At 68.7% G+C, this 23,256-nt stretch carries 25 protein-coding genes; 12 read left to right on the forward strand and 13 right to left on the reverse strand.

Annotation, left to right across the window (positions count from 1 at the left end; all coding sequences use genetic code 11):
* Positions 1–2 precede the first annotated feature (2 nt).
* The gene (gene lepB, locus ACODR1_RS13000; RefSeq protein WP_488880826.1) at positions 3–860 is read right to left on the reverse strand and encodes a signal peptidase I; all 858 of its coding nucleotides are present in this window, start codon (positions 858–860) and stop codon (positions 3–5) included.
* Between the two features lie 211 nt (positions 861–1,071).
* On the opposite strand from lepB, the gene ACODR1_RS13005 reads away from it, so the two are divergent.
* Positions 1,072–2,388 (forward strand): S41 family peptidase, encoded by a 1,317-nt coding sequence (locus tag ACODR1_RS13005; protein WP_488880827.1) that lies wholly within the window; start codon positions 1,072–1,074, stop codon positions 2,386–2,388.
* A gap of 124 nt (positions 2,389–2,512) precedes the next feature.
* Here ACODR1_RS13005 and acpS read toward each other — a convergent pair whose 3' ends face one another.
* Genes acpS through pyrE form a run of 3 tightly spaced genes read right to left on the reverse strand, consistent with a single transcriptional unit; the run spans position 2,513 to position 4,256 of the window.
* Positions 2,513–2,914 carry a holo-ACP synthase gene (gene acpS, locus ACODR1_RS13010; protein WP_101717648.1) on the reverse strand — a complete coding sequence of 134 codons (402 nt, stop codon included), beginning with the start codon at positions 2,912–2,914 and terminating at the stop codon, positions 2,513–2,515.
* On the reverse strand, positions 2,911–3,666 hold the full coding sequence (locus tag ACODR1_RS13015) for a pyridoxine 5'-phosphate synthase (RefSeq protein ID WP_488880828.1): 756 nt from the start codon (positions 3,664–3,666) through the stop codon (positions 2,911–2,913). The genes acpS and ACODR1_RS13015 overlap by 4 nt, the downstream gene beginning before the upstream one ends.
* A 5-nt stretch (positions 3,667–3,671) precedes the next feature.
* Positions 3,672–4,256, reverse strand: coding sequence for an orotate phosphoribosyltransferase (gene pyrE / locus ACODR1_RS13020; RefSeq protein ID WP_101717646.1), 585 nt, complete (start codon positions 4,254–4,256; stop codon positions 3,672–3,674).
* A gap of 67 nt (positions 4,257–4,323) precedes the next feature.
* Here pyrE and ACODR1_RS13025 point away from each other — a divergent pair, with 67 nt between their 5' ends.
* The 3 genes from ACODR1_RS13025 to ACODR1_RS13035 all read left to right on the forward strand — a co-directional run bounded on the left by ACODR1_RS13025 (position 4,324) and on the right by ACODR1_RS13035 (position 5,722).
* A complete protein-coding gene (locus ACODR1_RS13025) occupies positions 4,324–4,734 on the forward strand; it encodes an NUDIX domain-containing protein (protein ID WP_488880829.1) in 411 nt (136 codons plus the stop codon).
* A gap of 79 nt (positions 4,735–4,813) precedes the next feature.
* Positions 4,814–5,269 carry a carboxymuconolactone decarboxylase family protein gene (locus ACODR1_RS13030; RefSeq protein ID WP_488880830.1) on the forward strand — a complete coding sequence of 152 codons (456 nt, stop codon included), beginning with the start codon at positions 4,814–4,816 and terminating at the stop codon, positions 5,267–5,269.
* 108 nt (positions 5,270–5,377) lie between these two features.
* Complete coding sequence (locus ACODR1_RS13035) at positions 5,378–5,722, forward strand: hypothetical protein (RefSeq protein WP_488880831.1); 345 nt, start codon at positions 5,378–5,380, stop codon at positions 5,720–5,722.
* A 3-nt stretch (positions 5,723–5,725) separates the two neighbouring features.
* On the opposite strand, the gene ACODR1_RS13040 is transcribed toward ACODR1_RS13035, so the two are convergent.
* From ACODR1_RS13040 to folK, 3 genes are all read right to left on the reverse strand, one after another.
* Entirely contained in the window at positions 5,726–7,876 is a 2,151-nt protein-coding gene (locus tag ACODR1_RS13040) for a RelA/SpoT family protein (RefSeq protein ID WP_488880927.1), read from the reverse strand.
* Positions 7,877–8,058: 182 nt separating this feature from the next.
* On the reverse strand, positions 8,059–8,418 hold the full coding sequence (rpoZ, locus tag ACODR1_RS13045; RefSeq protein ID WP_058350513.1) for a DNA-directed RNA polymerase subunit omega: 360 nt from the start codon (positions 8,416–8,418) through the stop codon (positions 8,059–8,061).
* Between the two features lie 271 nt (positions 8,419–8,689).
* Positions 8,690–9,175, reverse strand: coding sequence for a 2-amino-4-hydroxy-6-hydroxymethyldihydropteridine diphosphokinase (folK, locus tag ACODR1_RS13050; protein ID WP_488880832.1), 486 nt, complete (start codon positions 9,173–9,175; stop codon positions 8,690–8,692).
* A 51-nt stretch (positions 9,176–9,226) separates the two neighbouring features.
* Between folK and ACODR1_RS13055 the strand changes: the two genes are divergently transcribed.
* Together ACODR1_RS13055 and ACODR1_RS13060 are read left to right on the forward strand one after the other, a co-directional pair.
* Entirely contained in the window at positions 9,227–9,829 is a 603-nt protein-coding gene (locus ACODR1_RS13055; protein WP_488880833.1) for a LabA-like NYN domain-containing protein, read from the forward strand.
* Positions 9,830–9,840: 11 nt separating this feature from the next.
* Positions 9,841–10,515, forward strand: coding sequence for a uracil-DNA glycosylase (locus ACODR1_RS13060; RefSeq protein ID WP_488880834.1), 675 nt, complete (start codon positions 9,841–9,843; stop codon positions 10,513–10,515).
* A 167-nt stretch (positions 10,516–10,682) separates the two neighbouring features.
* Here ACODR1_RS13060 and ACODR1_RS13065 read toward each other — a convergent pair whose 3' ends face one another.
* From ACODR1_RS13065 to glpK, 4 genes are all read right to left on the reverse strand, one after another.
* Positions 10,683–11,522 carry an alpha/beta hydrolase gene (locus ACODR1_RS13065; protein WP_488880835.1) on the reverse strand — a complete coding sequence of 280 codons (840 nt, stop codon included), beginning with the start codon at positions 11,520–11,522 and terminating at the stop codon, positions 10,683–10,685.
* Positions 11,522–12,625, reverse strand: a complete 1,104-nt coding sequence (locus ACODR1_RS13070; RefSeq protein ID WP_488880836.1) for a Gfo/Idh/MocA family protein — start codon at positions 12,623–12,625, stop codon at positions 11,522–11,524. The genes ACODR1_RS13065 and ACODR1_RS13070 overlap by 1 nt, the downstream gene beginning before the upstream one ends.
* Before the next feature lie 124 nt (positions 12,626–12,749).
* The gene (locus ACODR1_RS13075) at positions 12,750–13,784 is read right to left on the reverse strand and encodes an SMP-30/gluconolactonase/LRE family protein (RefSeq protein ID WP_488880837.1); all 1,035 of its coding nucleotides are present in this window, start codon (positions 13,782–13,784) and stop codon (positions 12,750–12,752) included.
* A gap of 106 nt (positions 13,785–13,890) precedes the next feature.
* Complete coding sequence (gene glpK / locus ACODR1_RS13080) at positions 13,891–15,384, reverse strand: glycerol kinase GlpK (RefSeq protein WP_488880838.1); 1,494 nt, start codon at positions 15,382–15,384, stop codon at positions 13,891–13,893.
* 143 nt (positions 15,385–15,527) lie between these two features.
* Between glpK and ACODR1_RS13085 the strand changes: the two genes are divergently transcribed.
* The 3 genes from ACODR1_RS13085 to ACODR1_RS13095 all read left to right on the forward strand — a co-directional run bounded on the left by ACODR1_RS13085 (position 15,528) and on the right by ACODR1_RS13095 (position 18,080).
* Positions 15,528–16,649 (forward strand): DUF2336 domain-containing protein, encoded by a 1,122-nt coding sequence (locus tag ACODR1_RS13085; RefSeq protein ID WP_488880839.1) that lies wholly within the window; start codon positions 15,528–15,530, stop codon positions 16,647–16,649.
* A gap of 58 nt (positions 16,650–16,707) precedes the next feature.
* A complete protein-coding gene (locus tag ACODR1_RS13090; RefSeq protein ID WP_101717634.1) occupies positions 16,708–17,487 on the forward strand; it encodes an NAD kinase in 780 nt (259 codons plus the stop codon).
* A 113-nt stretch (positions 17,488–17,600) separates the two neighbouring features.
* On the forward strand, positions 17,601–18,080 hold the full coding sequence (locus tag ACODR1_RS13095; protein WP_101717633.1) for an Hpt domain-containing protein: 480 nt from the start codon (positions 17,601–17,603) through the stop codon (positions 18,078–18,080).
* Between the two features lie 69 nt (positions 18,081–18,149).
* On the opposite strand, the gene ACODR1_RS13100 is transcribed toward ACODR1_RS13095, so the two are convergent.
* Both ACODR1_RS13100 and folD read right to left on the reverse strand, forming a co-directional pair.
* The gene (locus ACODR1_RS13100) at positions 18,150–18,494 is read right to left on the reverse strand and encodes a hypothetical protein (protein WP_488880840.1); all 345 of its coding nucleotides are present in this window, start codon (positions 18,492–18,494) and stop codon (positions 18,150–18,152) included.
* 101 nt (positions 18,495–18,595) lie between these two features.
* Complete coding sequence (folD, locus tag ACODR1_RS13105; RefSeq protein ID WP_488880841.1) at positions 18,596–19,474, reverse strand: bifunctional methylenetetrahydrofolate dehydrogenase/methenyltetrahydrofolate cyclohydrolase FolD; 879 nt, start codon at positions 19,472–19,474, stop codon at positions 18,596–18,598.
* 124 nt (positions 19,475–19,598) lie between these two features.
* Between folD and crtY the strand changes: the two genes are divergently transcribed.
* The 3 genes from crtY to ACODR1_RS13120 are packed head-to-tail and all read left to right on the forward strand — an operon-like array spanning position 19,599 to position 23,247.
* A complete protein-coding gene (gene crtY, locus ACODR1_RS13110) occupies positions 19,599–20,786 on the forward strand; it encodes a lycopene beta-cyclase CrtY (protein WP_488880842.1) in 1,188 nt (395 codons plus the stop codon).
* The gene (locus tag ACODR1_RS13115; RefSeq protein WP_488880843.1) at positions 20,783–22,306 is read left to right on the forward strand and encodes a phytoene desaturase; all 1,524 of its coding nucleotides are present in this window, start codon (positions 20,783–20,785) and stop codon (positions 22,304–22,306) included. The genes crtY and ACODR1_RS13115 overlap by 4 nt, the downstream gene beginning before the upstream one ends.
* The gene (locus ACODR1_RS13120; RefSeq protein WP_488880844.1) at positions 22,303–23,247 is read left to right on the forward strand and encodes a phytoene/squalene synthase family protein; all 945 of its coding nucleotides are present in this window, start codon (positions 22,303–22,305) and stop codon (positions 23,245–23,247) included. The genes ACODR1_RS13115 and ACODR1_RS13120 overlap by 4 nt, the downstream gene beginning before the upstream one ends.
* The last annotated feature ends 9 nt before the right edge of the window (positions 23,248–23,256 follow it).

Below are 23,256 nucleotides of genomic sequence, written 5' to 3' on the forward strand. Positions count from 1 at the left end.
TCTTACTTCAGCACGCGGAAGAAGCGGCTCGGACGCGCGTCCATGAACCAGGTCCACGGCTTGAACAGGTGCGCGTCGGCGTTCCACGACAGCAGGATGATCTGCGCCTTGCCGACCAGATTCTCGGCCGGGACGAAGCCCACGCCGATGGCGTCGCCGGTGAACTGGTCGTTCTCGTAGTTCCACTTGCAGGTCCCCGAGTCCGTCTTGAACGGCGAGATGCCGGGGTTGAAGCGGCTGTCGGCCGAGTTGTCGCGGTTGTCGCCCATGAAGAAGTAGCAGCCTTCCGGAACCTCGTAGACGCCGGTGTTGTCACCCTGCGTGTCGGGGCCGGCGTCGGCCTGGGTCAGGTAGGTGCGACCCTCGGGCGTGGTTTCCTGGATGCGCTTCATCGGCTGGGTGAAGCCGTAGCCGCTGTCGACCAGCACGTCGGCCTGCTCCTGGCGCTTGACCGCCTTGCCATTGATGTAGAGCGCGCCGCCGCGGACCTGGACCTTGTCGCCCGGCAGGCCGACCAGGCGCTTGATGTAGTCGACGTGGCCGTCGCGCGGCAGCTTGAAGACGATGATGTCGCCGCGCTTGGGCGCCGAGCCCAGGATGCGGCCCTTGAACAGCGGCGGGCTGAACGGGATCGAGTGCTTCGAATAGCCGTACGAGAACTTCGAGACGATGATGTAGTCGCCTTGATAGAGGTTGGGCTCCATCGAGGCCGACGGGATCGTGAACGGCTGGAACAGCAGAACCCGCAGCACCAGGGCGATGCCCAGGGCGTAGGCCACGGTCTTGATGATCTCGATGAATTCGTTGACGGCGCCGCCCTTTTCTTCTTCGGGGGGCGTGGTCTCGACGGCTTCGGTCATGCGCGCGGGGCTCTTTGCGAATGGGGGTCGGGCGAGCCCGACAGGTCTTGCTAGACGCGGTTGTCGTCGCGGGCAAGCACCGCCGGCGATAGTGACGCTTCGTGGCGCCCGTTTGGCGCCGCGCGCCCGGCTCGCCTTAAAGATTATTCATTGGCCGCCGCGCTTGGCGAATGATGTTCTCCCGGCGCCGATTTCGCCCTGGACCCCGCCGATGCGCCCGCTCGCCCCTCTGTTCATCCTCACCGTAGGCCTGATGGCGGCCTGGCAGGCCAAGTCCGCCGAGGTCGCGCCGCGTCCGGTGGTCGAGGGCGTGGCCCAGGCCATAGCCGACAACTATTACGACGCCGCCAAGGGCGCGGCGGTCGCGGCGCAGCTGCGGGCCGAGGCCGCCAAGGGAACCTACGACCGCCTCACTGACCCGCGCGACCTGGCCACGACGCTGAGCGAGCGCCTACGGCCGCTGGACCATCACTTCAACGTCTCGTGGTCGGCAGAGCCGGCGCCCGCCCCGCGCCCGGCGCCAAGCCCGTCGGCCGCCGCCGCGCCCGGCCCGCCGCGCGTCGACCCGATCAGGCGCGCCAACTACGGAATCCGCCGGGTCGAGATCCTGAACGGCAATCTCGGCTACATCGACATGCGGATGTTCGCCCACTTCGAGTTCGGCCAGCCCGACGCCCCGGCCCGCAAGGCTATCGAGGCGGCGTTGCAGACCGTGGCCAATACGGACGCGGTAATCATCGACCTGCGCGACAACGGCGGCGGATCGCCTGCCATGGTCGGCTACCTTGCCAGCGCCTTCACGCCCAAGGGCGCCGACATCTACAACACCTTCAAGTACCGCGAAGGGACCGAGAGCGAGGCCCCCAAGGACTGGCACCCCGCCCCGCGCCTGGAGACGCCGCTCTACGTGCTGATCAGCGGCCGTACCGGTTCGGCGGCCGAGGCCCTGGCCTACACGTTGAAGAACGCCAGGCGGGCGGTGATCGTCGGCGAGGCCAGCGGCGGCGCGGCCAATCCGGGCGGTCCCGTGCCGGTGGCCGGCGGCTTCTCGATCTTCGTCTCCAACGGCTCGCCGGTAAGCCCCATCACCAAGACCAACTGGGAAGGCGATGGGGTGCAACCCGACGTGGCCGTTCCCGCGGCTGAGGCGCTGGACGCCGCCCGCGCCCTGGCGCTGGAAGCCGTGCTGAAGACCGCGACCGGCCCGGCCGCCCAGGACGCCCGCTGGGCGCTGGAAAGCCTGCGCGCCGAAGCCGCGCCGCCGGCGACCAAGCCGCTGGCCGACTATGTCGGCGCCTATGGCGCGGTCGAGATCGTGCAGGTCGACGGCCGCCTGGCCATGAAGCGCGGCCGCCGGCCGTTGACCGTGCTGCTGCCGCTGGGCGGCGAGACCTTCACCGTGGCCGGCGAGTCGGGGCGCCGTGTGGTGTTCGAGCGCGACGCCAAGGGCGCTGTCAGCGCCTTCGAGGCGGTCGGCTACGAAGGCGGCGGCTCGCGGTTCCGGCGCGGGGCGGCAGTAGGCAGCTGACCTTCCCTCCGTAAAATCCCGCGAAAGCGGGGACCCAGGTGTTTTATCGTCGAGCGCCGCGCGTTTCAGAAAAAGCCTAGGTCCCCGCTTTCGCTGGGATTTTACGGGGAAAGTAGCCCCGGTCCTAAGCCGCCGGCACGGCCTCGATGATCACGAAGGCCTGGGCATAGGGGTGGTCGTCGGTCAGCGACAGATGTATCACCGGAACCATGCCCTCGGGGATCAGCTGGGCCAGCTTGGCGGCCGCCCCGCCAGTCAGGGCCATGGTCGGCTTGCCCGACGGCAGGTTCACCACGCCCATGTCGCCCAGGTGCACGCCCTGCTTCAGGCCGGTGCCCAAAGCCTTCGAGCAGGCCTCCTTGGCGGCGAAGCGCTTGGCGTAGCTGGAGGCGCGGTCGGGCTTGCGCTCGGACCGCTTGCGCTCGATCTCGGTGAAGACCTTGTTGGTGAAGCGCTCGCCGAACCGTTCGAGGGTCTTCTCGATCCGGCGGATGTCGCTGAGGTCCGAACCGATGCCGATAATCACGCCGCGTTCTCCAGCCTCGCCGCGTCCATCAGGGTCCGCATCCGAAGAATGGCCTGCGGCAAACCCACGAATATCGCCTCGCCGATCAGGAAGTGGCCGATGTTCAGCTCGACGATCTGCGGGATCGCCGCCACCGGCTTGACCGTCGCGTAGTCGATGCCATGGCCGGCGTGAACCTCAAGGCCCAGCGAGGCGGCGAAGGCCGCGCCGGACTTGAGGCGCTCAAGTATGGCGGCGGCGCGTTCGGTCTCGCCGGCGCGAGCGGCGTCGCAATAGGCGCCGGTGTGCAGCTCCACGACCTGGGCGCCGACATCCGCGGACGCCTGGATCTGGGCGTGATCGGGCTCGATGAACAGCGACACCCGCGCGCCGACGGTGCGCAGGCGGCCGGTGGCGTCAGCGATCCGGTTGGCGCCCTTGACCACGTCGAGGCCGCCCTCGGTGGTCACCTCCTCGCGCCGCTCGGGCACCAGGCAGGCCGCGTGCGGCCTGGCGTTGATGGCTATGCCGACCATCTCGTCGGTGACCGCCATCTCGAAGTTCAGCGGCTTGCCGCGCTTGAGGCAGAGGTCGGTGAGGACGGCGATGTCGGCGTCGCTGATGTGCCGGCGGTCCTCGCGCAGGTGCGCGGTGATGCCGTCGGCGCCGGCCGCCAGCGCCAGCTCGGCGGCGCGCACCGGCTCGGGATAGCTCGACCCGCGCGCGTTGCGGATCGTGGCCACGTGGTCGATGTTGACGCCGAGCCGGAGCATGGGGCTCAGCCCTTCAGCCGGCGACTGCCCGGATCCTCGATCGGGATCGCGGCCAGTTCGGGCGGCAGGGCGTCGGCCGGATAGGCCGGGACTTCGAGGCTGGCCAGCGCGATCAGCGGCACGCCGACATCGGCCTTGCCGCCCGAGCGGTCGACGATGCAGGCCGCCGCGACGACGTCGCCGCCGGCGTCCTTGATCGCCTGGATGCATTCGCGCGACGACAGGCCGGTGGTGACGATGTCCTCGACCATCACGACCTTCTGGCCCGGCTCGATGTGGAAGCCGCGACGGAACTTGAAGCCGCCGCCCTCGCGCTCGACATAGATCGACGGCACGTTCAGGTGACGGGCGGTCTCGTAGCCGGGGATGATGCCGCCGACGGCGGGCGAAACCGCCACGTCGACATGGCCCACAGTGGCCACGATCTTGTCGGCCAGGGCCTTGCACAGGCGCTCGCAGCGCTCGGGCCGCATGAACACCAGGTTCTTCTGCAGGAAGACCGGGCTGTGCAGGCCGCTGGAGAGCACGAAGTGGCCTTCGCGGAGGGCGCCGGCGGCGCGGAATTCTTCGAGGACGTCGTCGTTGGTCATGAGGCGTGGATATAGACCAGCGCGGCGAGTCTACAAACCGCTCTCAAAGGGGCGTAGGACAGCGGCCATGAACGACTCCCCTCCCCGCCCTCGTGTCGGCTGCGGCGCGGCCATCATCGACGGCCAGGGCCGCATCCTGCTGGTCCAGCGCCGCCGTCAGCCGGAAGCCGGCCATTGGGGCCAGCCGGGCGGCAAGCTCGACTGGGGCGAACCCGGCCGGACCTGCGCCGAGCGCGAGATCCGCGAGGAACTGGGCATCGAGATCGTCGCCGGCCCGGTGCTGGCCGTCACCGACATGATCACGGCCGACAGCCACTGGCTGGCCGTGACCTACCGCGCCGACGGCTGCGTGGGCGAGCCGGCGATCCAGGAGCCGGACGCCATCGCCGACTGGGGCTGGTTCGCGCTGGACGCCCTGCCCTCGCCCCTGACCCAGGCGACGCAGGACGCCGTGGCGGCCCTGCGCGGCGCGAACTGAACTTTTTTCGACGGGCCGCGTCACATGCGCGGCGCTCGCCTCGTCATGACGGCGCAACCCTCTTGAAAGGAGACCCGCCATGACCGCCAAGCTCGATCCCTTCGCCGCCGCTCCCGCCGTGATGAAGTCGTGGTTCGCCGCCTCGACCACCATCGCCGCCAGCCTGGAGCCCAGACTGGTCGAACTGGTCAAGATCCGCGCCTCGCAGATCAACGCCTGCGCCAACTGCATCAACATGCACACGGTCGAAGCCCGCGCCCAGGGCGAGACCGAGCAGCGCATCTACCTGCTGTCGGCCTGGCGCGAGGCGCCCTGCTACACCCCGCGCGAACGCGCCGCCCTGGCCTGGACCGAAGCGCTGACCCGCCTGTCGGAGGGCCACACGCACGAGGCCGCCCACGCCGCGCTTGCCGCCCAGTTCAGCGAGGAAGAGCAGGTCAAGCTGACCCTGATGATCAACGTCATCAACGGCTGGAACCGTCTGGCCGTGGGCTTCGGCCTCTGGATCGAGCAGCCGGCCAAGGCGGCGGCCTGAGACGAGCAAGGATCTCGCCTGGGGGATACTTCAGGCGAGACTCCACCCTGGATAGTCCCAAAAACTCAAGCTACACCCCGAGGAGAATCGCCATCCTCGTGGAATCCCATGCTCAAGCTCAGCTACACCCTGCTTACCACCGCGCTCCTGGCTATCGCGCTTCAAATGCCTGCCCATGCTGCCACCCATTCGGTGAACAACAGCCACGTCATCTTGGTCGAGCCGACCTACATGCCCGATTTCATCGCGATACAGATCGACAAGCCAGCCGGCGCCTGCGCTGCGGGATCGTATTTGAAGTGGCATGCGCGCGGCGCCGACGCGACCGCCAAGGCCGGTAACGTCAATGCGATCTACTCGGCGATCATGACGGCCTTCGCCAGTGGCAAGACTATCAATCTCGGCGTTGAAGACAGCGATTGCAGCATCACCGTCATTCAGGTGAACCGATAGGTCTCAGCCCCGCGTCCGGTCCACGGTCTCGACCGACGGGCAGGTGCGCAGCGCCGCCGAGATGTTGGTCAGGTGCTTGGCGTCGCGCACCTCGACGTCGATGTCGGTGTCGAAGAAATCGCTCTGCCGGTGGTGCATGCGCAGGTTGACGATGTTGCCGCCCGCCTCGCCGATGATCGTGCAGACCTGGCCCAGAACGCCTGGCGCATTGCCGATGGTGGCGTGCAGGCGGGCCAGCGAGACGGTGTCGCGCTCGGCCTCGGGCGTCCAGTTCAGATCGCGCCAGAGATCCTCGCGGTCCTCGTATTCGGCCAGCTTCGGACAGTCGATGGTGTGGACGTCCAGGCCCTCGCCATCCTCGCGCAGGATGCCGACGATGCGGTCGCCCGGCACCGGGCTGCAGCAATGGGCGAAGTGCAGCGAGACGCCGGGGGTGAGCCCGCCGCCGCGCACATAAAGCCGCGCGCCCTTGCCGCCCTCGATCTTGCGGCGGGCGGTGGCCGCCTCGCGGTCGGCGTCGACCATGCCGGGGAACGCCGTCTCAAGCACCTGGCTGGGCGTAACCCGGCCGCGGCCGACGGCGTCGAACAGGGCCTCCTCGCTCTCCAGCGCGAAGCGTTCGAGGATCGGGCGCAGCGACACGTCCTTGAGGTTCTTTCCGGCGCGCTCGAAGATCTGCTCGACCGACACCCGGCCCAGGCGCAGGAACTCTTCCTTCTCGGTCTGGCGGATATGCCGGCGGATCGCCGAACGCGCCCGGCCCGTCACCGTCAGCGAGCGCCAGTCCGGCGGCACCACGGGCTTGGAGCCGCGGATCACCTCGACCACGTCGCCGTTGGTCAGGATGGTGCGCAGGGGCTTCAGCTCGCCGTTGATCTTCACGCCGATGCAGGTGTCGCCGACGCTGGTGTGGACGGCGTAGGCGAAGTCGAGCGGCATCGCGCCTCGGGGCAAACTCACCAGCTTGCCCTTGGGTGTGAACACGAACACCTGGTCGAGGAACATCTCGAGCTTGGCGTGCTCGACCAGCTCCTCGCTGTCGCCGCCGTGCTCGAGCACCTGCACCAGCTGGCGCAGGTTGGCCAGCGGGTCGCGACCGCCGGCGGCCTCCATGCCTTCCAGGTCGAGCCCGTACGAGGCGTCCTTGTAGCGGAAGTGGGCGGCCACGCCCTCTTCGTTGACGCGGTCCATGGCCTCGGTGCGGATCTGCATCTCGATGCGCATGCCGCGCGGCCCCACCACGGTGGTGTGCAGCGAGCGGTAGTTGTTGCGCTTGGGCGTCGAGATGAAGTCCTTGAAGCGGTCGGGCACGCTGGACCAGGCCCGGTGCACCACGCCTAGCGCGCGGTAGCAGTCTTCCTCGCTGTCGACGATCACGCGGAAGGCGTAGATGTCGGACATCTGCGAGAAGCCGATCGACTTGCGCTGCAGCTTGCGCCAGATCGAATAGGGCGACTTTTCGCGACCGAAGACCCGAGCCGGCAGGTTGGCCGTCTCCAGGCGCGCCATGATCTCTTGATTCACCAGGGTCACGGCCCCGCCCTGCTCGACGCGCAGGGCGTCCAGGCGCCGGACGATGGCGTCGCGGGCGACCGGGTTGGTGTGCTGGAAGGAAAGCTCTTCCAGCTCGGTGCAGATGCGGTGGCAGCCGATATTGCGGGCCAGGGGCGCGTAGATGTCGCGCGTCTCGCGGGCGATGCGCTCGCGCTTGGCCTGGTTCTTGATGAAGTGCAGCGTCCGCATGTTGTGCAGACGGTCGGCCAGCTTGACCAGCAGGACGCGCACGTCCTTTGAGATGGCCAGGATGAACTTGCGCAGGTTCTCGGCCTGGCGGGTGTGCTCGGCCTGGAGCTCCAGCTTCGAGAGCTTGGTGACGCCCTCGACCAGTTCGGCGATCTCCTCGCCGAACAGCTTGCCGATTTCTTCCTTGGTGACCGGCGTATCCTCGATCACGTCGTGCAGCAGCGCCGTGACGATGGTCGCGGTGTCGAGCCGATACTCGGTGAGGATGCCCGCCACCTCGATCGGGTGGGCGTAGTAGGGATCGCCGCTGGCGCGGGTCTGGCTGCCATGCATGCGCATGGCGAAGACGTAAGCGCGATTGAGCAGGGCCTCGTCGGCCGTCGGGTCGTAGGCGTGGACCCGCTCGATCAGCTCGTACTGGCGAAGGAACTTGCGCGGCTTGGGCGCCGGCGGAGCCTCGGGCGCTGCGGCCTGGGGCTCAGACGAAGACGCGCCCGATTCCCCTCCAGGCGGAGGAGAGGATTCGGGCGCGCGTTCGGACGGAGCGGCGGCGAACGCCGCTTCGATAGCTAGAGGGTCTGCGCCGTCGGGGCTCAGTACCGCTCCTCCTGACCGCCGTCGCGGTCGCTTTGCAGCGCGCGAACGAGTTCCAGTTCGCTCATCTGCATGTGGGTCGGATCGGCCAGCAGGGCGAGGGTTTCGGCCTCTTCCTCGGCTTCCGAGTGCTCGTCGACGCGCTGCAGCGTGGTGATCAGGTGCTCCTTGAGCCCCTCGTGATCGATCACGTCGTCAGCGATCTCGCGCAGGGCGACGACCGGGTTCTTGTCGTTGTCGCGATCGACCATCAGGGCCGCACCGGCCGAGATGCCACGGGCGCGGTGCGCCGACAGCAGGACGAGCGCGAAGCGGTTCGGAACCTTCTCGACGCAATCTTCGACGGTGACGCGGGCCATGAATTCCTCGGGCTGACCGTAAGGTCTCTCAAAATAGGGCTCCGTGCGGCGTCACGCAACGCCGCTTCGGCTGTCACCCAGCTTTCGCGAGGCGGCGTGTATGCCTTTTCCGAAAAGCAAAGTCCAGTCGGAACGGTGGTGAGGCTTGGTTTGGCGAACGAGCCTTACACCACCCTTCCGTAAAATCCCCGCGAAAGCGGGGACCCAGGTGTTTTGTCGTCGAGCGCCCCAGGTTTCAGAAAAAGCCTGGGTCCCCGCTTTCGCGGGGATTTTACGGGTGGTGGGGCTTTGCGTCCGCCCCCACGCTGGCGTTGGCGGCCAGCGCCGCGGCGCTCTCTCCCAGCACCGGATGGATCCAGTCCGGCGCCACCTGCGCCAGCGGCCCCATGACGAACAGCCGCTCGTGGGCGCGAGGATGGGGCAGGACCAGGTTGCCGTCCGTCACCGTGCGTCCATGGGCGATCAGGTCGAGATCAAGGGTGCGGGCGGCGTTGCGCTCGGACCGGGCGCGGCCGAACGTGGCCTCGACTCGGTGCAGAGCCGCCAGCGCTTCGGCCGGCGACAGATCGGTGTCCACCAGCACGACGCCGTTCAGATAGGCCGGTCCGGTCGGATCGGGCCAGGCGGCCGAGGTCCACCAGCCCGAACGGGCGACCACCGCCATCCCCTCGCCCGCCAGGGCCGCCACGGCGGCCTCCAACAGAGCCTCGCGACTCGTGTAGGCTCCGGGCAGATTACAGCCGAGGGCGACGACCACGGTCGCGTCCGGACCATTTTTATCCAGCCGATTTTTCAAGGAATTTGACCCGTGACCTTCTATCCGACCGAGCGGCTGGCGCTGTTCATCGACGGCGCCAACCTCTATTCCGCCGCCAAGGCGCTGGGCTTCGATATCGACTATCGAAAGCTCCTCGACGAGTTCAAGAAGCGCGGCCTGCTCGTGCGCGCCTACTACTACACCGCCATCGCCGAGAACGACGACTACTCGCCGATCCGTCCGCTGGTGGACTGGCTAGACTACAACGGCTTCACCCTGGTGACCAAGCCGGCCCGCGAATACACCGACAGCCAGGGCCGCAAGCGCTGGCGCGGCGACATGGACATCGAGATCGCGGTCGACATGCTGCAGATGGCCGAAACGGTCGACCATCTGGTGCTGTTCTCGGGCGACGGCGATTTCCGCGCCCTGGTCGAGGCCGTGCAGCGCAAGGGCCGTCGGGTCACCGTGGTCTCGACCATGAAGAGCCAGCCGCCGATGACCAGCGACGACCTGCGCCGCCAGGCCGACAACTTCGTCGACCTCAACGACCTCGGAAACATCATCGGCCGCCCGCAACGCGCGCCGCAACAGCGCTACACCTCGGCCGACCAGCGCACCCCGGCCGAGCGCGAAGCCGAAGACGAATACTAAGGGCCGACGACATGCAGCATTCCAACATCGCCGGCGAGGTCGTCCCCTCCCCGGCCGAGCCGCCGCGCGACTGCCCGCTGTGCCCGCGCCTGGTGGCCTATCGCCGCGAAAACCAGGAGCTCTATCCGGACTATTTCAACGGCCCGGCCCCTTCGTTCGGCGACAAGGACGCGCGGCTGCTGGTCGTGGGCCTGGCCCCCGGCCGCAAGGGCGCCAACCGCACCGGCCGCCCCTTCACCGGCGACTATGCCGGCACACTGCTCTACGAGACCCTGATCAAGTACGGCTTCGCCACCGGCAAGTTCGAGGCTCGGATCGACGACTCCTTGCAGCTGGTCGGCAGCGCGGTGACCAACGCCGTTCGCTGCGCCCCGCCCGGCAACAAGCCCGAGACCAGCGAGGAGAACACTTGCCGGCCGTTCCTCAAGGCGCGGCTGGACATGTTCCCGAACCTGAAGGCCATCGTCACCCTGGGCGACGTCTCGCGGCGCAATGTGCTCAAGACCCTGGGGCTGAAGGCCTCGGCCGGCATCCCGGGCCACGGCTCGGAGTTCCAGGCCGGCCCCTACCGCATCTTCAACAGCTATCACTGCTCGCGGCTCAACACGAACACGGGGCGGCTGACGACGCCGATGTTCGAGGAGCTGTTCGCGCGGGTGAAGGCTTACGTGGACGCGGCGGACTGAGGGAACTACGCACATAGCCCTACCCAAACCCGCCTCCCTCGCCCTTGTGGCGAGGGCCCATGCCGGCGACCGCTCAGACCTTGGCCGATCGACATCGGTCTGAGCAGTTGAACGATGGATCCTGGGCACAAGGCCCAGGAAGGCAAGGAAGAGAGCGGGGGCAGTTCCTACCGCTTCAGCCACCCATTATCCGCCAGCCAGTCGCGCAGCCGCTCCGGCCAGACCTTGATCGCGGCCTTGTCGGTGCGGAAGCCCATGTTGAAGGCGTGGCCGCCGCTCTGGAACAGGTGGAACTCGACCGGAACCTTGGCGGCGCGGAACTTCGCAAGCAGCTCCACCGGCGGGGCCGAGCAGCACGCGTCGTCGTCGGCCGCCAGGATGAAGGCCGGCGGCGTATCGGCCGGGATCTTGTCGGGGATGCCCGTAGGGCCGGGATAGATCAGCACCTGGAAGTCGGGCCGACCGCTGACCGCATCCACGGCGTCGACCTTGGGATCCTTGGCGGTCGAGCCGTAGACGGCCAGATCCACCACCTCGCCGCCGCCGGAAAAGCCCATCAGGCCGATCTTCTTGGGATCCACCCCGAACTCGGCAGAGCGCGAACGCAACAGCCGCACCGCCCGCACCGCATCCTGGCGGGCGTGGTCGATCGTGTAGGGCGAGCCCTCCTCCTGGCTGAGGCGGTACTTCAGCACGAACACCGCCACCCCCATGGGGTTCAGCACCTTGGCGACGTCGGTCCCTTCCGGGTGGATGACCAGCATCTTGTGGCCGCCGCCCGGCAGCACGATCACCGCTGCGCCCGTGGCCTTGTCGGCCGGCGGCAGGTAGGCGATCACCGACGGGTCGTTGATCGACTTGGCCCAGTATTCCGCCGACTGTTCTGGGATGGCCTTGCGGGCCTCGAAGCCCGGCGCACCGTTGGGCCACAGCGCCACCCGCTGCTGGGCGCAGGCCATGGCCGGCAGAGCCAGCGTCACGCCGGCGGCGAGGATCAGGCGGCGCATTACAGCTTCACCGTCCGGCCTTCGCGGGCCGCCTTGTAGATGGCCTCGATGATCCGCAGGTCTTTCACCCCCTCCTCCCCCGGCACGATCGGATCGCGGCCGGTAAGGATGCACTCCGACAGATGGTCGAGCTGGCCGGCGAACTGGCTCTTCTTCACCGCGGGCGGCGTGCGGGGTTTCGCCTGGCCGTCGAGATTGGCCCGCATTGTCTGGCCCTCGTAGCTGGTGGCCGGATCGATCTCGACCCAGCCCTTGGGGCCGGACACGCGATAGCGGTTGCAGTTGGCGCTGTAGGTCGAGACGCAGTTGGCCGTCGCGCCCGAGGGGAACAGCAGCTGGAAATTGATGGTGTCCTCGACCTCGGCGAACACCGGATTGGAGCGATCTGTCGACTCCATGGCGTTGACCGCGATCGGCTCCTCGCCGGTCAGGTAGCGGGCGGCGTTGAGGCTGTAGATGCCGATGTCCATCAGGCTGCCGCCGCCCGACAGCGCCTTCTTCACCCGCCACATGTTCGGATCCGAAGCCGTCCAGCCGTGGTCGGCGACGATGGTCGCCACCGAACCCAGCGCCCCGCCGCGCGCCAGGGCGATGGCGTCCAGATTGTGCGGCTCGAAGCGGCTGCGATAGCCGATCATCAGCTTGCGCTTGGCGGCCTTGCAGGCGGCGATCATCGCCTCGCCGTCGGCGACCGAGGTCGCCATCGGCTTTTCGCACATCACGTGCTTGCCGGCGCGGGCCGCCCGCTCGGTGAAAGTGCGGTGCAGGCTGTTGGGCGTGACCACATAGACGATGTCGACAGTCGGATCGTCGATGATCCGGTCGAAGGTCTCGTAGGAATAACGGCTCTTTTCCGGAACGCCGTACTGGGCGCCGTACTTGGAGAGCTTGTCGGGCGTGCCGCTGACCAGGGCCGTCAGCTTCGAGTGCTCGCACTCGGCAAAGCGCGGCATGATGATCTGGGTGGCGTAATAGCCCAGGCCCAGCATGGCGTAGCCGAGCTTGCGGCCCTCGGCCTTGGCCTGGGCCAGGGCCTCGGCGGGCGCCGTGGCCGCCATGGCCGAGGCGGCGAGGCCGACCTGCAGGAACGTGCGCTTGTTCATCAAAATAGCCTCCGTTCGTGGAGCGCCCTCGTCCTTCGACAGGCTCAGGATGAGGGCTAGTGCTGGCTCGGCGCTCGCTCTGAATTCCTCACCCTGAGCCTGTCGAAGGCGAGGAATTCACACTTCAGTAGACCAGTCCGGTCGTCTTCAGGCGCACCCGCGCCAGAGTCTTGTCGGCGGTCAGGAACAGCGTCTTGCCGTCCTCGCCGAAGGCGCAGTTGGCGATCGGGCCGCCCGTCTCGATGACCCCGATCAGCTCGCCCGCCGGGGTGATCACCAGCACGCCGCCCGGACCGGTGGCGTAGAGCCGCCCCTCGGTGTCCAGGCACATGCCGTCGGGCAGGCCAGGACCGCCGGCCTTGTGCAGGGCGGCCGCGTCGAAGAACACCTTGCGCGAGGTCGGCAGGCCGTCGGCGCCCAGGTCGTAGGCCATGATCACCGGCCCATTCGGATCCGACACCGCCACGTAGAGGCGCTTTTCGTCCGGGCTCAGGGCAACGCCGTTGGGGAAGGTCAGCTTGTCGTCGACCACCGCCAGCGAGCCGTCGGCGCGCAGCAGGTAGACGCCATTGAAGCTCAGCTCCTTGACCGGCGAGGCGTCGAGCCCTTCCAGGCCGTAGGGCGGATCGGTGAAGTAGATCGCGCCCGATTTGGCGACGGCCAGGTCGTTGGGGCTGTTGAAGCGCTTGCCCTGGTAGCGGTCGACGACGACCGAGCGAGCCTTGGTCTTCAAATCGAGCTTCGTGATCGCCCGGTAGCCGTGATTGCAGACCAAGAGGTCGCCCTTGGCGTCCAGGGCCATGCCGTTCGAGCCCGGCTCGCGGAAGACTTTGGTCGGCGGACCGTCATAGCCGGAGGGCGACAGGAAGACGCTTTTGCCGTCCTTCCGGCTCCAGCGGTACATGATGTTGGCCGGCACGTCAGAGAAGACGAGGTACTGGCCGTCCTTCACCCACACCGGCCCTTCCGACCAGGTAAAGCCCTCGGCCAGCTTCTCGATCTTGGCGTCGGGGGCGACCACGGCGTCGAGCGCCGGCGACAGGCGACGGATGGAGCCCAGGGTCGGGGCGGCGGCGTGAGCGGACATGGAAAGGCCTCCGGCGGCGATGGCGGCGCCGGCTCCCAGAGCCAGCGTGACGGTGCGGCGCGTCGCGGTCATGCGTCGAGGCCTCCCTTTTTGGTTCTTGCTTATGACAGCGATGTCATAGCAATGCCCGCCCAGGTTGGCGAGACGCCTTTCGCAGCGCGAAGCGCGATTTGACGTTTCAGGAGCGGACGCGCGGCACCGCGTCCAGCCAGCGGGCATAGGCCGCCTCGCGGGCGTGGACGGCCATGGCGGGCTTCAAGTCCTCGGCCGAAGGACGCGCCTGGGCGGCCGCCTCCAGCGAGTCGTAGAGCCCCGCCCCCAGCCCCGCGAACAGGGCCGCGCCCAGGGCCGTGGTCTCCTGGTAGCTGGAGCGGGCCACCGGCAGGCCGGTCAGGTCGGCCAAGCGCTGGCTGAACCAGGCGCTCTTGGACATGCCCCCATCGATGCGCAGCTGGGCCTCGCCCAGAAAGGCGTCGGGCGCGTCGGCGCGCATGGCCTCGATCAGGTCGCGGCTCTGCAGGGCGCAGGCGTCGTAGGTGGCTGCGGCGATCTCGGGCAGGCCGGCGTCGCGGGTCAGGCCGAAGATCGCGCCCCGGGCCTTGGCGTCCCACCAGGGCGCACCGAGGCCCGTGAAGGCCGGCACGACGACGACGCCGTGGTCGGCCTTGGCCGCCCGGGCCAGAGCCTCGGCCGCGCGTGGGCCGCCGGTGATCCCCAGCCCCTCGCCCAGCCACTGGATCGCCGCGCCGGCCACGAAGATCGAGCCTTCCAGGGCATAGGTCGCCTGGCCGTCCACCCGCGCCGCCACCGTGGTCAGCAGGCGCGAGGCCGAGACCGGACGCGTCACGCCCGTGTTGAGCAGCATGAAGCAGCCAGTGCCGTAGGTGGCCTTCATCTCGCCCGGACGGATGCACCCCTGCCCCATCAGCGCCGCCTGCTGGTCGCCCGCCACGCCGCGGATCGGCAGCGGCCGGCCTAGCACCTGGGCGCCGACCTCGCCGAAGTCGGCGGCGCAGTCGAGCACCTGCGGCAGCAGCGAGCGGGGCACGCCGAACAGTTCCAGCATCTCGTCCGACCAGTCCTGGGCCTGGATGTCGAACAGCAGGGTGCGCGAGGCGTTGGTGGCGTCGGTGACGTGGCGCGCGCCGCCGGTCAGCTTCCAGATCGTCCAGGTGTCCATGGTGCCGGCCAGCAACTGCCCCGCCTGCGCCCGTGCCCGGGCGCCGGGCACGTTGTCGAGCAGCCAGGCGATCTTGGTGGCAGAGAAATACGGGTCCAGCAGCAGGCCGGTGACGGCGCTCACCTGTGCTTCCTTGCCCTCGTTGCGCAGCTTCTCGCAGGCCTCGGCGGTGCGGCGGTCCTGCCAGACGATGGCCGGATGGATCGGGCGGCCCGTGGCCTTGTCCCAGACCACCACCGTCTCGCGCTGGTTGGTGATGCCCAGGGCCGCGACCTCGTCGAGGTCCGCGCCGGATTTTTCGACCGCCTCACGGATAACCGCCACGCAGGCGGCGGCGATCTCCTCGGCGTCGTGCTCGACCCATCCGTCATGGGGATAGCTCTGGCGCAGCGGGCGTCCGGCTTCTGCGACCGCCCGGCCCTCGTGGTCGAACAGGATGGCCCGAGTGCTGGTCGTTCCCTGGTCCAGAGCCAGGATCAGTGCTCGCCCCATACGCGTTTCCTCTTTCACATCCCCGGTTTCACCTGCGACAGAGCGCCGCTAGTCTCCGGGTTCCGTGGCTTGACCTGTTTAAGCATGTTTTCATCTGGGAACACCAAGGTAGCCACAGTCCCGTTTGGCGCCCGAGGAGGGTCGTGAGCCAAGCCGCACAGACCGCCGAGCTTCTTGCCCTGGCCCGCAGCCGCGAGCCGGAAGACCGCGAACGCCTGCTCGCCGGCATCGTCGACCTCTGTGAAACCGGCGAGGCGCAAGGCAAGCCGGCCGCGCCCGAGATTCAGGTCCTGCTCGATTCGATCTTCATGACCCTGGTGGTCGAAGCCGAGCGCGACATCCGCCAGCGGCTGGCCGAACGCCTGGCCGATGCGAGCTGGGCCCCGTCGGCCCTGGTCAACATCCTGGCCCTCGACGAGATAGAGATCGCCCGCCCGATCATCGCCCGCAGCCCGGTGCTGCAGGACCACGACCTGATCCGCCTCCTGGTGCAGGCCACCCTCGAGCACCAGATCGAGGTCGCCCGCCGCCCCGGCCTGCGCGCCCCGGTGGTCGAGGCCATCCTGTCTCAGAGCGAGCCCGCCGTGCTGACCGCCCTGGCCGGCAACGCCAGCGCCGAGATCAACCAGGACGCCATGGGTCGCCTCGTGGCCCAGGCCAAGGAGGTCGTGGCCCTGCGCTCGCCCCTGGCCCGCCATCCAGGCCTGTCGCCCCTGCTGGCCGAGCAACTCTATCTATGGGTCGGCCGCGCCCTGCGTGAAGCCCTCACCGGCCGCTTCGACCTCGATCCCGCCAGGATGCAGGCCGCCGTCGACGAAGCCACCCACGCGGCGCATCTGGGTCTTCTGCCCTCCGCCCCCGCGGCGCTCGCCGTCGAGGACGAGGCCGACCGCGAGGAGATGGAAGCGGCGCTGGTCGAGAAGCTCGACGCCGCCGGCCAGCTGCGCCCCGGCTACCTGCTGCGCGTGCTGCGCGAGGGCCGCCTGCCCCTCTTCGTCTTCGCCATGGCGCGCCTTGGCCGCTTCGACGTGCGGCAGGTGCGCCGCGCCATCGACAGCAATCGCCCCGAACTTCTCGCCCTGGCCTGTTCGGCCGTCGGCATCGACCGCAGCGTCTTTCCGACCATCCTCGAGCACGTCCGCCAACTGAACGGCGGCCGCCCCGGCGGCGGCGCCGAAGCCGCCCGCAAGGCCAGCGGCGCCTTCGGCCCGTTCCGCCCCGACATCGCCGCCATGGCCTTCCGCCAGGCCGTCAGCGCCGCCTGACGGAGCCGGCGAGACCGCCGTTTGACAAGCAGGCGGCGATCCCGCCACTTGGGGCGGCATGTTCCAAGCCCAGCCGTACTCGACTCGCCTGACCTTCAAGGCCAGCGACCGCCCCGAAGCCCAGGAGGCCCGCGAGCGCCTGACGGCCCGCTACGGCGACGCCGGCGACGACGCCCAGATCGTCGTGGCCCTCGGCGGCGACGGCTTCATGCTGGAAATGCTGCACGAGACCATCCTGAACCAGAAGCCGATCTACGGCATGAACCGCGGCTCGGTCGGCTTCCTGATGAACGAATACAGCGAGGACGACCTGCTGGGGCGCATCAACGCCGCCGAGCGCGCCGTCATCCATCCGCTGGCCATGGTCGCCATCGACTCGCGCCGTCGCCAGCACCGGGCCCTGGCGATCAACGAGGTCTCGCTGCTGCGCCAGACCCGCCAGACGGCCAAGCTGCGCATCTCGATCGACGGCAAGGTGCGGATGGGCGAACTGGTCTGCGACGGCGCCCTGGTGGCCACGCCGGCGGGGTCGACGGCCTACAACCTGTCGGCGCACGGGCCGATCATCCCCCTCGACGCACGGGTGCTGGCCCTGACCCCGATCAGCGCCTTCCGCCCGCGTAGGTGGCGGGGCGCGCTTTTGCCGCAGAGCGCGAGGGTGACGTTCGAGGTCCTGGAATGCGATAAGAGACCCGTCAGCGCCGTGGCCGACAACTACGAGGTCCGCGACGTCGTCGAGGTGCATATCTCCGAGGACCGGGGTTCGACCCTGTCGATGTTGTTCGACGCGGGCCGCAGTCTCGAGGAGCGCGTACTGACAGAACAGTTCTCGGCCTAGCCGGGAACGTCGGAAACCCGACACGGGCCTGTGGAGTGAAACCTTCGTCTCACTCATTGTTAACGCCTGTCGTGTGACCGTTCCCTAAGTAACGCCGACGGGGAGGCGACCCGATGAACAAGCCCACCGCTGAGGTGATCCAGGTGCCGAATATGCTCAAGCTCAAGGTGGGCGGACGCGGCGGCATCGACATGGCCGCGATCGCCAAGGCCGAAGCCGCGCTCAAGAGCCTGTCGGGCAATTTCGCCCAGTGGCTCAACGACGAGATCGTCAAGCTGGAAGCCGCCCGCCAGGGCGTGCGCGCCGACGGCCTCAACGCCCAGACGGTCGAGACCCTCTACCTGCGCGCCCACGACCTTAAGGGCCTGGGCGCCACCTACGAATTTCCGCTGATCACCCGCCTGGCCGCCTCGCTGTGCAAGCTGATCGACGACCCCGCCACCCGCCTGCAGGCGCCGATGTTCCTGGTCGATGGTCACATCGACGCCATCAAGGCCTGCGTCCGCGACGACATCAAGACCGACGAGCACCCCGTGGGCCGCGCCCTGGCGCTGGAACTTGAAGGCCGGGTCGCCGAATACCTGGCCGGCTGAGCCGTCGTCGAGCTCTGAAAAGAAGAAAGCCGGGGCCCTCGCCCCGGCTTTCTTCTTTTTGGCGGAACCTCAGTCCTTGACGACGAAATAGTTGACCGTCTCGGTGTCGTTCCAGAGGCTGCAGGAACCGGTTCCTTCGATCCAGATCTTCTTGTTCATGGCATAGGCCGACAACAGGACGGCGAGACGGGCCTGACCGGCGGCCGTGCTGGTGTTGATCGCCCAGCGCTGGGGAAGAACCGCGTTGTTGCAGGTCGGCAGGCTGGTGCGCGTCCCGCTGTGATTGAAGAAGACGATCCCGCCGTCCCCGAAGGAGACGATCTCGCTGATGGTTCCGGCCTCCGCGACCGACGCCTGCGCGCCGGTGGCCAGGCCGCTCAGGGCGGCGACAAGAGCAAGACAAAGCAGGCGCATGATGGCTTCCGAAGACCAGGGATCAAAGCTTGACCATACACCCCTAGGGCGCAAGCCGTACAGAGATCGCGCGCCGGCGCCGGCCGCCCGGCCTGCCTGCCCTACTCCCCGATACCGTTCAGGCGCTTGGCGGCCAGCACGGTGTTGGCCAGCAGGCAGGCGATGGTCATTGGGCCCACGCCGCCGGGCACCGGGGTGATGGCCGAGGCCACGGCCTTGACCTCGTCGAAGGCCACGTCGCCCACCAGGCGGGTCTTGCCGTCTTCCTTGGGGATGCGGTTGATGCCCACGTCGATGACCACCGCGCCGGGCTTGACCCAGTCGGCCTTGACCATCTGTGCGCGACCGACGGCGGCCACGACGATGTCGGCTTCGCGCACGACCGCCGGCAGGTCCTTGGTGCGCGAGTGGGCGATGGTGACGGTGCAGTCGGCGGCCAGCAGCAGTTGGGCCATCGGCTTGCCCATCAGGTTCGAGCGGCCGATGACCACGGCGCGCTTGCCCGACAGCTCGCCCAGCTGGTCGCGCAGCAGCATCATGCAGCCGGTCGGGGTGCAGGGCGTCAGGGCCGGCAGGCCGCTGGCCAGGCGCCCGGCGTTGGCCACGGTCAGGCCGTCGACGTCCTTGTCGGGCGAGATGGCGGCGACCACGGCGGCCTGGCTGATGTGGTCGGGCACCGGGAACTGCACCAGGACGCCGTGCACGGCCGGATCGGCGTTCAGGCGCTCGACCAGGGCCAGAAGTTCGGCCTGGCTGGTGTCGGCCGGCAGGCGATGGGTTTCGGAGTGCATGCCCGCTTCCAGGGTCTGCTCGCCCTTGCTGCGCACATAGACCTGGCTGGCCGGATCCTCGCCCACCAGCACGACGGCCAGGCCGGGCGTCAGGCCGTGCTCGGCCTTCAGGGCCGCGACGTCGGCGGCGATGGTCTGGCGCAGGCGGGCGGCGAAGGCCTTCCCGTCGATGATGGCGGCTTCTGACATGTGGGGGCGCTCCTGTGCGCGCTCCCCTAACGTCTCGCCCGCCTGGGTGCAACGCCCAAACGGGCGGCCGCTTTGCGTCATAGCGCTGGCGTGAGCGTCGTTCTTTCGTGCTAGAGCCAGAACGATGGAATCCGCTTCCGCCGCGCTTCGCGCCGACGTCGTCCTGGTGGGCGGCGGACTGGCCAACAGCTTGGTCGCCCTGCGCCTCAAGGCGCTGCGGCCAGGCCTGGGGGTGCTGTTGCTGGAGCGCGAGCCCACCATCGGCGGCGAGCACACCTGGTGCCACTTCGAGACCGACGTCGACGCGGCCATCGGCGGCTGGCTGCGGCCGCTGATCGTGCATCGCTGGACCGGCTACGAGGTGCGCTTCCCCGCCCACAGCCGCCGCCTGCCCACGCCCTACCTCGCCATCACCTCGCGCCGCCTGCACGAGGTGGTGACCCGCATCCTGGGCCCCGACGCCTGGACGGGCGTCGCCGTCGTCGACGTCAATCCGCACCAGGTGACCCTGGCCGACGGCCGCCGCATCGTCGCCGGCGCGGTGATCGACGGCCGCGGCGCCCGCCGCAGCAAGCGCCTGGCGCTCGGCTGGCAGAAGTTCGTCGGCCAGGACCTGCGCCTTTCCGCGCCCCATGGCCTCACCGCCCCGATCATCATGGACGCCACGGTGCCGCAGACCGACGGCTACCGCTTCGTCTACGTCCTGCCGCTCGACACCCACCGCCTGCTGATCGAGGACACCCGCTACAGCGACGGCCCCAGCCTAGACCGCGCCTCGCTGGGCGCCGCCATCGCCGACTACGCCAAGGGCCAGGGCTGGACCATCGAGGCCGTCGAACGCGAGGAACACGGCGTGCTGCCCATCGCCCTGGGCGGCGACATAGACGCCTATTGGCGCGAAGCCCGGCCGCAGGTGGCGGAGGTCGGCCTGCGCGCGGCGCTGTTCCAACCGACTACCGGCTATTCCCTGCCCGACGCCGCCCGGCTGGCCGACAAGATCGCCGCCCTGCCCCGCATCACCAGCGCCAGCGTCCGCGCCTGCGTCGAGGCCCATTCCAAGGCGACCTGGCGCAAGCGTAGCTTCCTGCGCCTGCTCAACCGCATGCTGTTCCGCGCCTGCGCGCCGGAAGAGCGCTATCGGGTGCTGGAGCGGTTCTACCGACTATCGGTCCCGCTCATTCAGCGCTTCTATGCGGCGCGCCTGACCTGGCGCGACAAGGCGCGGGTGCTGATCGGCAAGCCGCCGGTGCCTATCCCGGCGGCCATGAAGTGCATAAGCGAGAGTTCCGTGTTCGGAGGACAAGACGCATGAACGCCCACGCCCCGGTCCCGCCCCGTCCCAAGGCGGCCGTCATCGGCGCCGGCTTCGGCGGCCTGTCGCTGGCGGTGCGCCTGCAATCACAGGGCTTCGACGTCACCCTGTACGAAGGCCGCGAGAAGCCGGGCGGTCGCGCCTATGTCTGGGAGCAGGAAGGCTTCACCTTCGACGCCGGCCCCACCGTCGTCACCGATCCCGACTGCCTGAAGGAGCTGTTCGCGCTCTCGGGCCGAGACATCGCCGACTATGTCGACCTGCTGCCGGTCGATCCGTTCTATCGCCTGCTCTGGGAAGACGGCGACGTCTTCGACTACGTCAACGACCAGGAGGGCCTGGATCGCCAGATCGCCGCCCGCAACCCGGCCGACGTCGAGGGCTACCGCCGCTTCCACGCCTATTCGGAGGAGCTCTATCAGAAAGGCTATGTCGAACTGGGGGCGGTGCCGTTCCTCGACTTCGGCAGCATGATCGCCTCTGCCCCGGCCCTGATGAAGCTCCAGGCCTGGCGTAGCGTCTATGACAAGGTCGCCGGCTTTGTGAAGGACGAGCATGTCCGCCAGGCCCTGTCGTTCCACAGCCTGCTGGTCGGCGGCAGTCCGTTCGCCACCTCGTCGATCTACGCCCTGATCCACGCCCTGGAACGCCGCGGCGGCGTCTGGTTCCCGCGCGGCGGCACCCACGCCCTGGTGCGGGCCCTGGCCAAGCTGTTCACCGACCTGGGGGGCAAGCTGCATCTCTCCCACCCCGTCGAGCGCATCGCCGTGCGCGAGGGCCGGGTCACGGGCGTGGTGACCAAGGAAGGCTTCGAGGCCTTCGACACCGTCGCCTCCAACGCCGACGTCATGCACACCTACCGCCACCTGCTGCGCGAGGAGCCGCGCGGCCAGAAGGTGGGCAAGGCGCTGGAGAACAAGCGCTGGAGCCCGTCGCTGTTCGTGGTCTATTTCGGCCTCAAGACCCAGCATCCCGAGATCCGCCACCACACCATCTGCTTCGGCAATCGATACCGGGAGCTGATCGGCGAAATCTACGGCAAGAACGCCCTGGCCGAGGACTTCTCGCTCTACCTGCACCACCCCACCGCCAGCGACCCGGCCATGGCTCCCGAGGGCTGCTCGACCTTCTACGCCCTGTCGCCGGTGCCAAACCTCGAGACCGCCGACATCGACTGGTCGGTCGAGGGGCCGAAATACCGCGACCGCATCCTAGCCTATCTGGAAAAGCACTACATTCCGGGCCTGACCGCTGACCTGGTCACCAGCCGCTTCATCACGCCGGACGACTTCGTGAAGGACCTCAACGCCTGGAAGGGCGCGGCCTTCTCGCTGGAGCCGATCCTGACCCAGAGCGCCTTCTTCCGCACCCACAACCGCGACGACGTGATCCCCAACCTCTACTTCGTCGGCGCCGGCACCCATCCGGGCGCGGGCATCCCGGGCGTGGTGGGCAGCGCCAAGGCGACAGCCGGCCTGATGATCGACGACTTCGCCACCGCTGCTCCGGCGGCCGAATGAGCGCGCTGGAAGCGACCGACATCGAGGCGCAAAGCCGGGAAGCCATCCAGAAGGGCAGCAAGAGCTTCGCCGCCGCCGCCGCCCTGTTCGACGCCCAGACCCGCGCCGACGCCGAGATGCTGTACGCCTGGTGCCGGCACTGCGACGACGTCATCGACGGCCAGACCCTGGGCCACGGCATGAGCCCCGTGGCCGACGCCCCGGCGCGCCTCGCCGCCCTCTACGCCCAGACCCGCAGCGCCCTGGCCGGTCAAACGCCGACCGATCCGGTCTTCGCCGCCTTCCAGACCGTGGCCCTGCGGCGCGGCATTCCCGAGCGCTATGCCCTCGACATGATCGACGGTTTCGCGATGGACGTCGAAGGCCGCACCTACGAGACGCTGGAAGACCTGCTGTCCTATTGCTGGGGCGTGGCCGGCGTGGTCGGCGCGATGATGGCCATCGTCATGGGCGTGCCGGCCTCGGATCTCGCCACCCTACGCCGGGCCCAGGACCTGGGCCTGGGCTTCCAACTGACCAACATCGCCCGCGACATCGTCGAGGACGCCCGCAACGACCGGGTCTACGTCCCCCGCGCCTGGCTGGACGAACTGAACCTGCCGGTCGAGCAGCTGACCGACCCGGCCCGCCGCGCCGATGTCGCCGCCCTCGCCCGCCGCCTGGTCGAGGCCGCCGAGCCCTACTACGCCTCGGCCCGCTGGGGCCTGCGCGACCTGCCTGTCCGCTCGGCCTGGGCCATCGCCGCAGCGTGCGGCGTCTATCGCCAGATCGGCCTGGACGTGGTCTCGGCCGGCCCCGCGGCCTGGGACGAGCGCGTGGTCGTCAGTGGACGGATGAAAGCCTGGCGAGCCTTGGAAGGCGGGATCGTCGCCCTGCGCTCGGCCACGCTGGACCGGCTGGGCAAGACGCCCGAGCGGCCGGCGATGTGGTCGAGGATCTAGCCGATGCGA

The organism is Caulobacter sp. FG7 (genome assembly GCF_057808875.1).

What these genes read in the sequence shown, in the direction of transcription:
- lepB (WP_488880826.1), bottom strand. Translation starts at nt 860, where the DNA reads ATGACCGAAGCCGTCGAGACCACGCCCCCCGAAGAAGAAAAGGGCGGC.
- ACODR1_RS13005 (WP_488880827.1), top strand. Translation starts at nt 1,072, where the DNA reads ATGCGCCCGCTCGCCCCTCTGTTCATCCTCACCGTAGGCCTGATGGCG.
- ACODR1_RS13015 (WP_488880828.1), bottom strand. Translation starts at nt 3,666, where the DNA reads ATGCTCCGGCTCGGCGTCAACATCGACCACGTGGCCACGATCCGCAAC.
- pyrE (WP_101717646.1), bottom strand. Translation starts at nt 4,256, where the DNA reads ATGACCAACGACGACGTCCTCGAAGAATTCCGCGCCGCCGGCGCCCTC.
- ACODR1_RS13025 (WP_488880829.1), top strand. Translation starts at nt 4,324, where the DNA reads ATGAACGACTCCCCTCCCCGCCCTCGTGTCGGCTGCGGCGCGGCCATC.
- ACODR1_RS13030 (WP_488880830.1), top strand. Translation starts at nt 4,814, where the DNA reads ATGACCGCCAAGCTCGATCCCTTCGCCGCCGCTCCCGCCGTGATGAAG.
- ACODR1_RS13035 (WP_488880831.1), top strand. Translation starts at nt 5,378, where the DNA reads ATGCTCAAGCTCAGCTACACCCTGCTTACCACCGCGCTCCTGGCTATC.
- rpoZ (WP_058350513.1), bottom strand. Translation starts at nt 8,418, where the DNA reads ATGGCCCGCGTCACCGTCGAAGATTGCGTCGAGAAGGTTCCGAACCGC.
- ACODR1_RS13060 (WP_488880834.1), top strand. Translation starts at nt 9,841, where the DNA reads ATGCAGCATTCCAACATCGCCGGCGAGGTCGTCCCCTCCCCGGCCGAG.
- ACODR1_RS13065 (WP_488880835.1), bottom strand. Translation starts at nt 11,522, where the DNA reads ATGCGCCGCCTGATCCTCGCCGCCGGCGTGACGCTGGCTCTGCCGGCC.
- ACODR1_RS13070 (WP_488880836.1), bottom strand. Translation starts at nt 12,625, where the DNA reads ATGAACAAGCGCACGTTCCTGCAGGTCGGCCTCGCCGCCTCGGCCATG.
- ACODR1_RS13075 (WP_488880837.1), bottom strand. Translation starts at nt 13,784, where the DNA reads ATGACCGCGACGCGCCGCACCGTCACGCTGGCTCTGGGAGCCGGCGCC.
- glpK (WP_488880838.1), bottom strand. Translation starts at nt 15,384, where the DNA reads ATGGGGCGAGCACTGATCCTGGCTCTGGACCAGGGAACGACCAGCACT.
- ACODR1_RS13090 (WP_101717634.1), top strand. Translation starts at nt 16,708, where the DNA reads ATGTTCCAAGCCCAGCCGTACTCGACTCGCCTGACCTTCAAGGCCAGC.
- ACODR1_RS13095 (WP_101717633.1), top strand. Translation starts at nt 17,601, where the DNA reads ATGAACAAGCCCACCGCTGAGGTGATCCAGGTGCCGAATATGCTCAAG.
- ACODR1_RS13100 (WP_488880840.1), bottom strand. Translation starts at nt 18,494, where the DNA reads ATGCGCCTGCTTTGTCTTGCTCTTGTCGCCGCCCTGAGCGGCCTGGCC.
- folD (WP_488880841.1), bottom strand. Translation starts at nt 19,474, where the DNA reads ATGTCAGAAGCCGCCATCATCGACGGGAAGGCCTTCGCCGCCCGCCTG.
- crtY (WP_488880842.1), top strand. Translation starts at nt 19,599, where the DNA reads ATGGAATCCGCTTCCGCCGCGCTTCGCGCCGACGTCGTCCTGGTGGGC.
- ACODR1_RS13115 (WP_488880843.1), top strand. Translation starts at nt 20,783, where the DNA reads ATGAACGCCCACGCCCCGGTCCCGCCCCGTCCCAAGGCGGCCGTCATC.
- ACODR1_RS13120 (WP_488880844.1), top strand. Translation starts at nt 22,303, where the DNA reads ATGAGCGCGCTGGAAGCGACCGACATCGAGGCGCAAAGCCGGGAAGCC.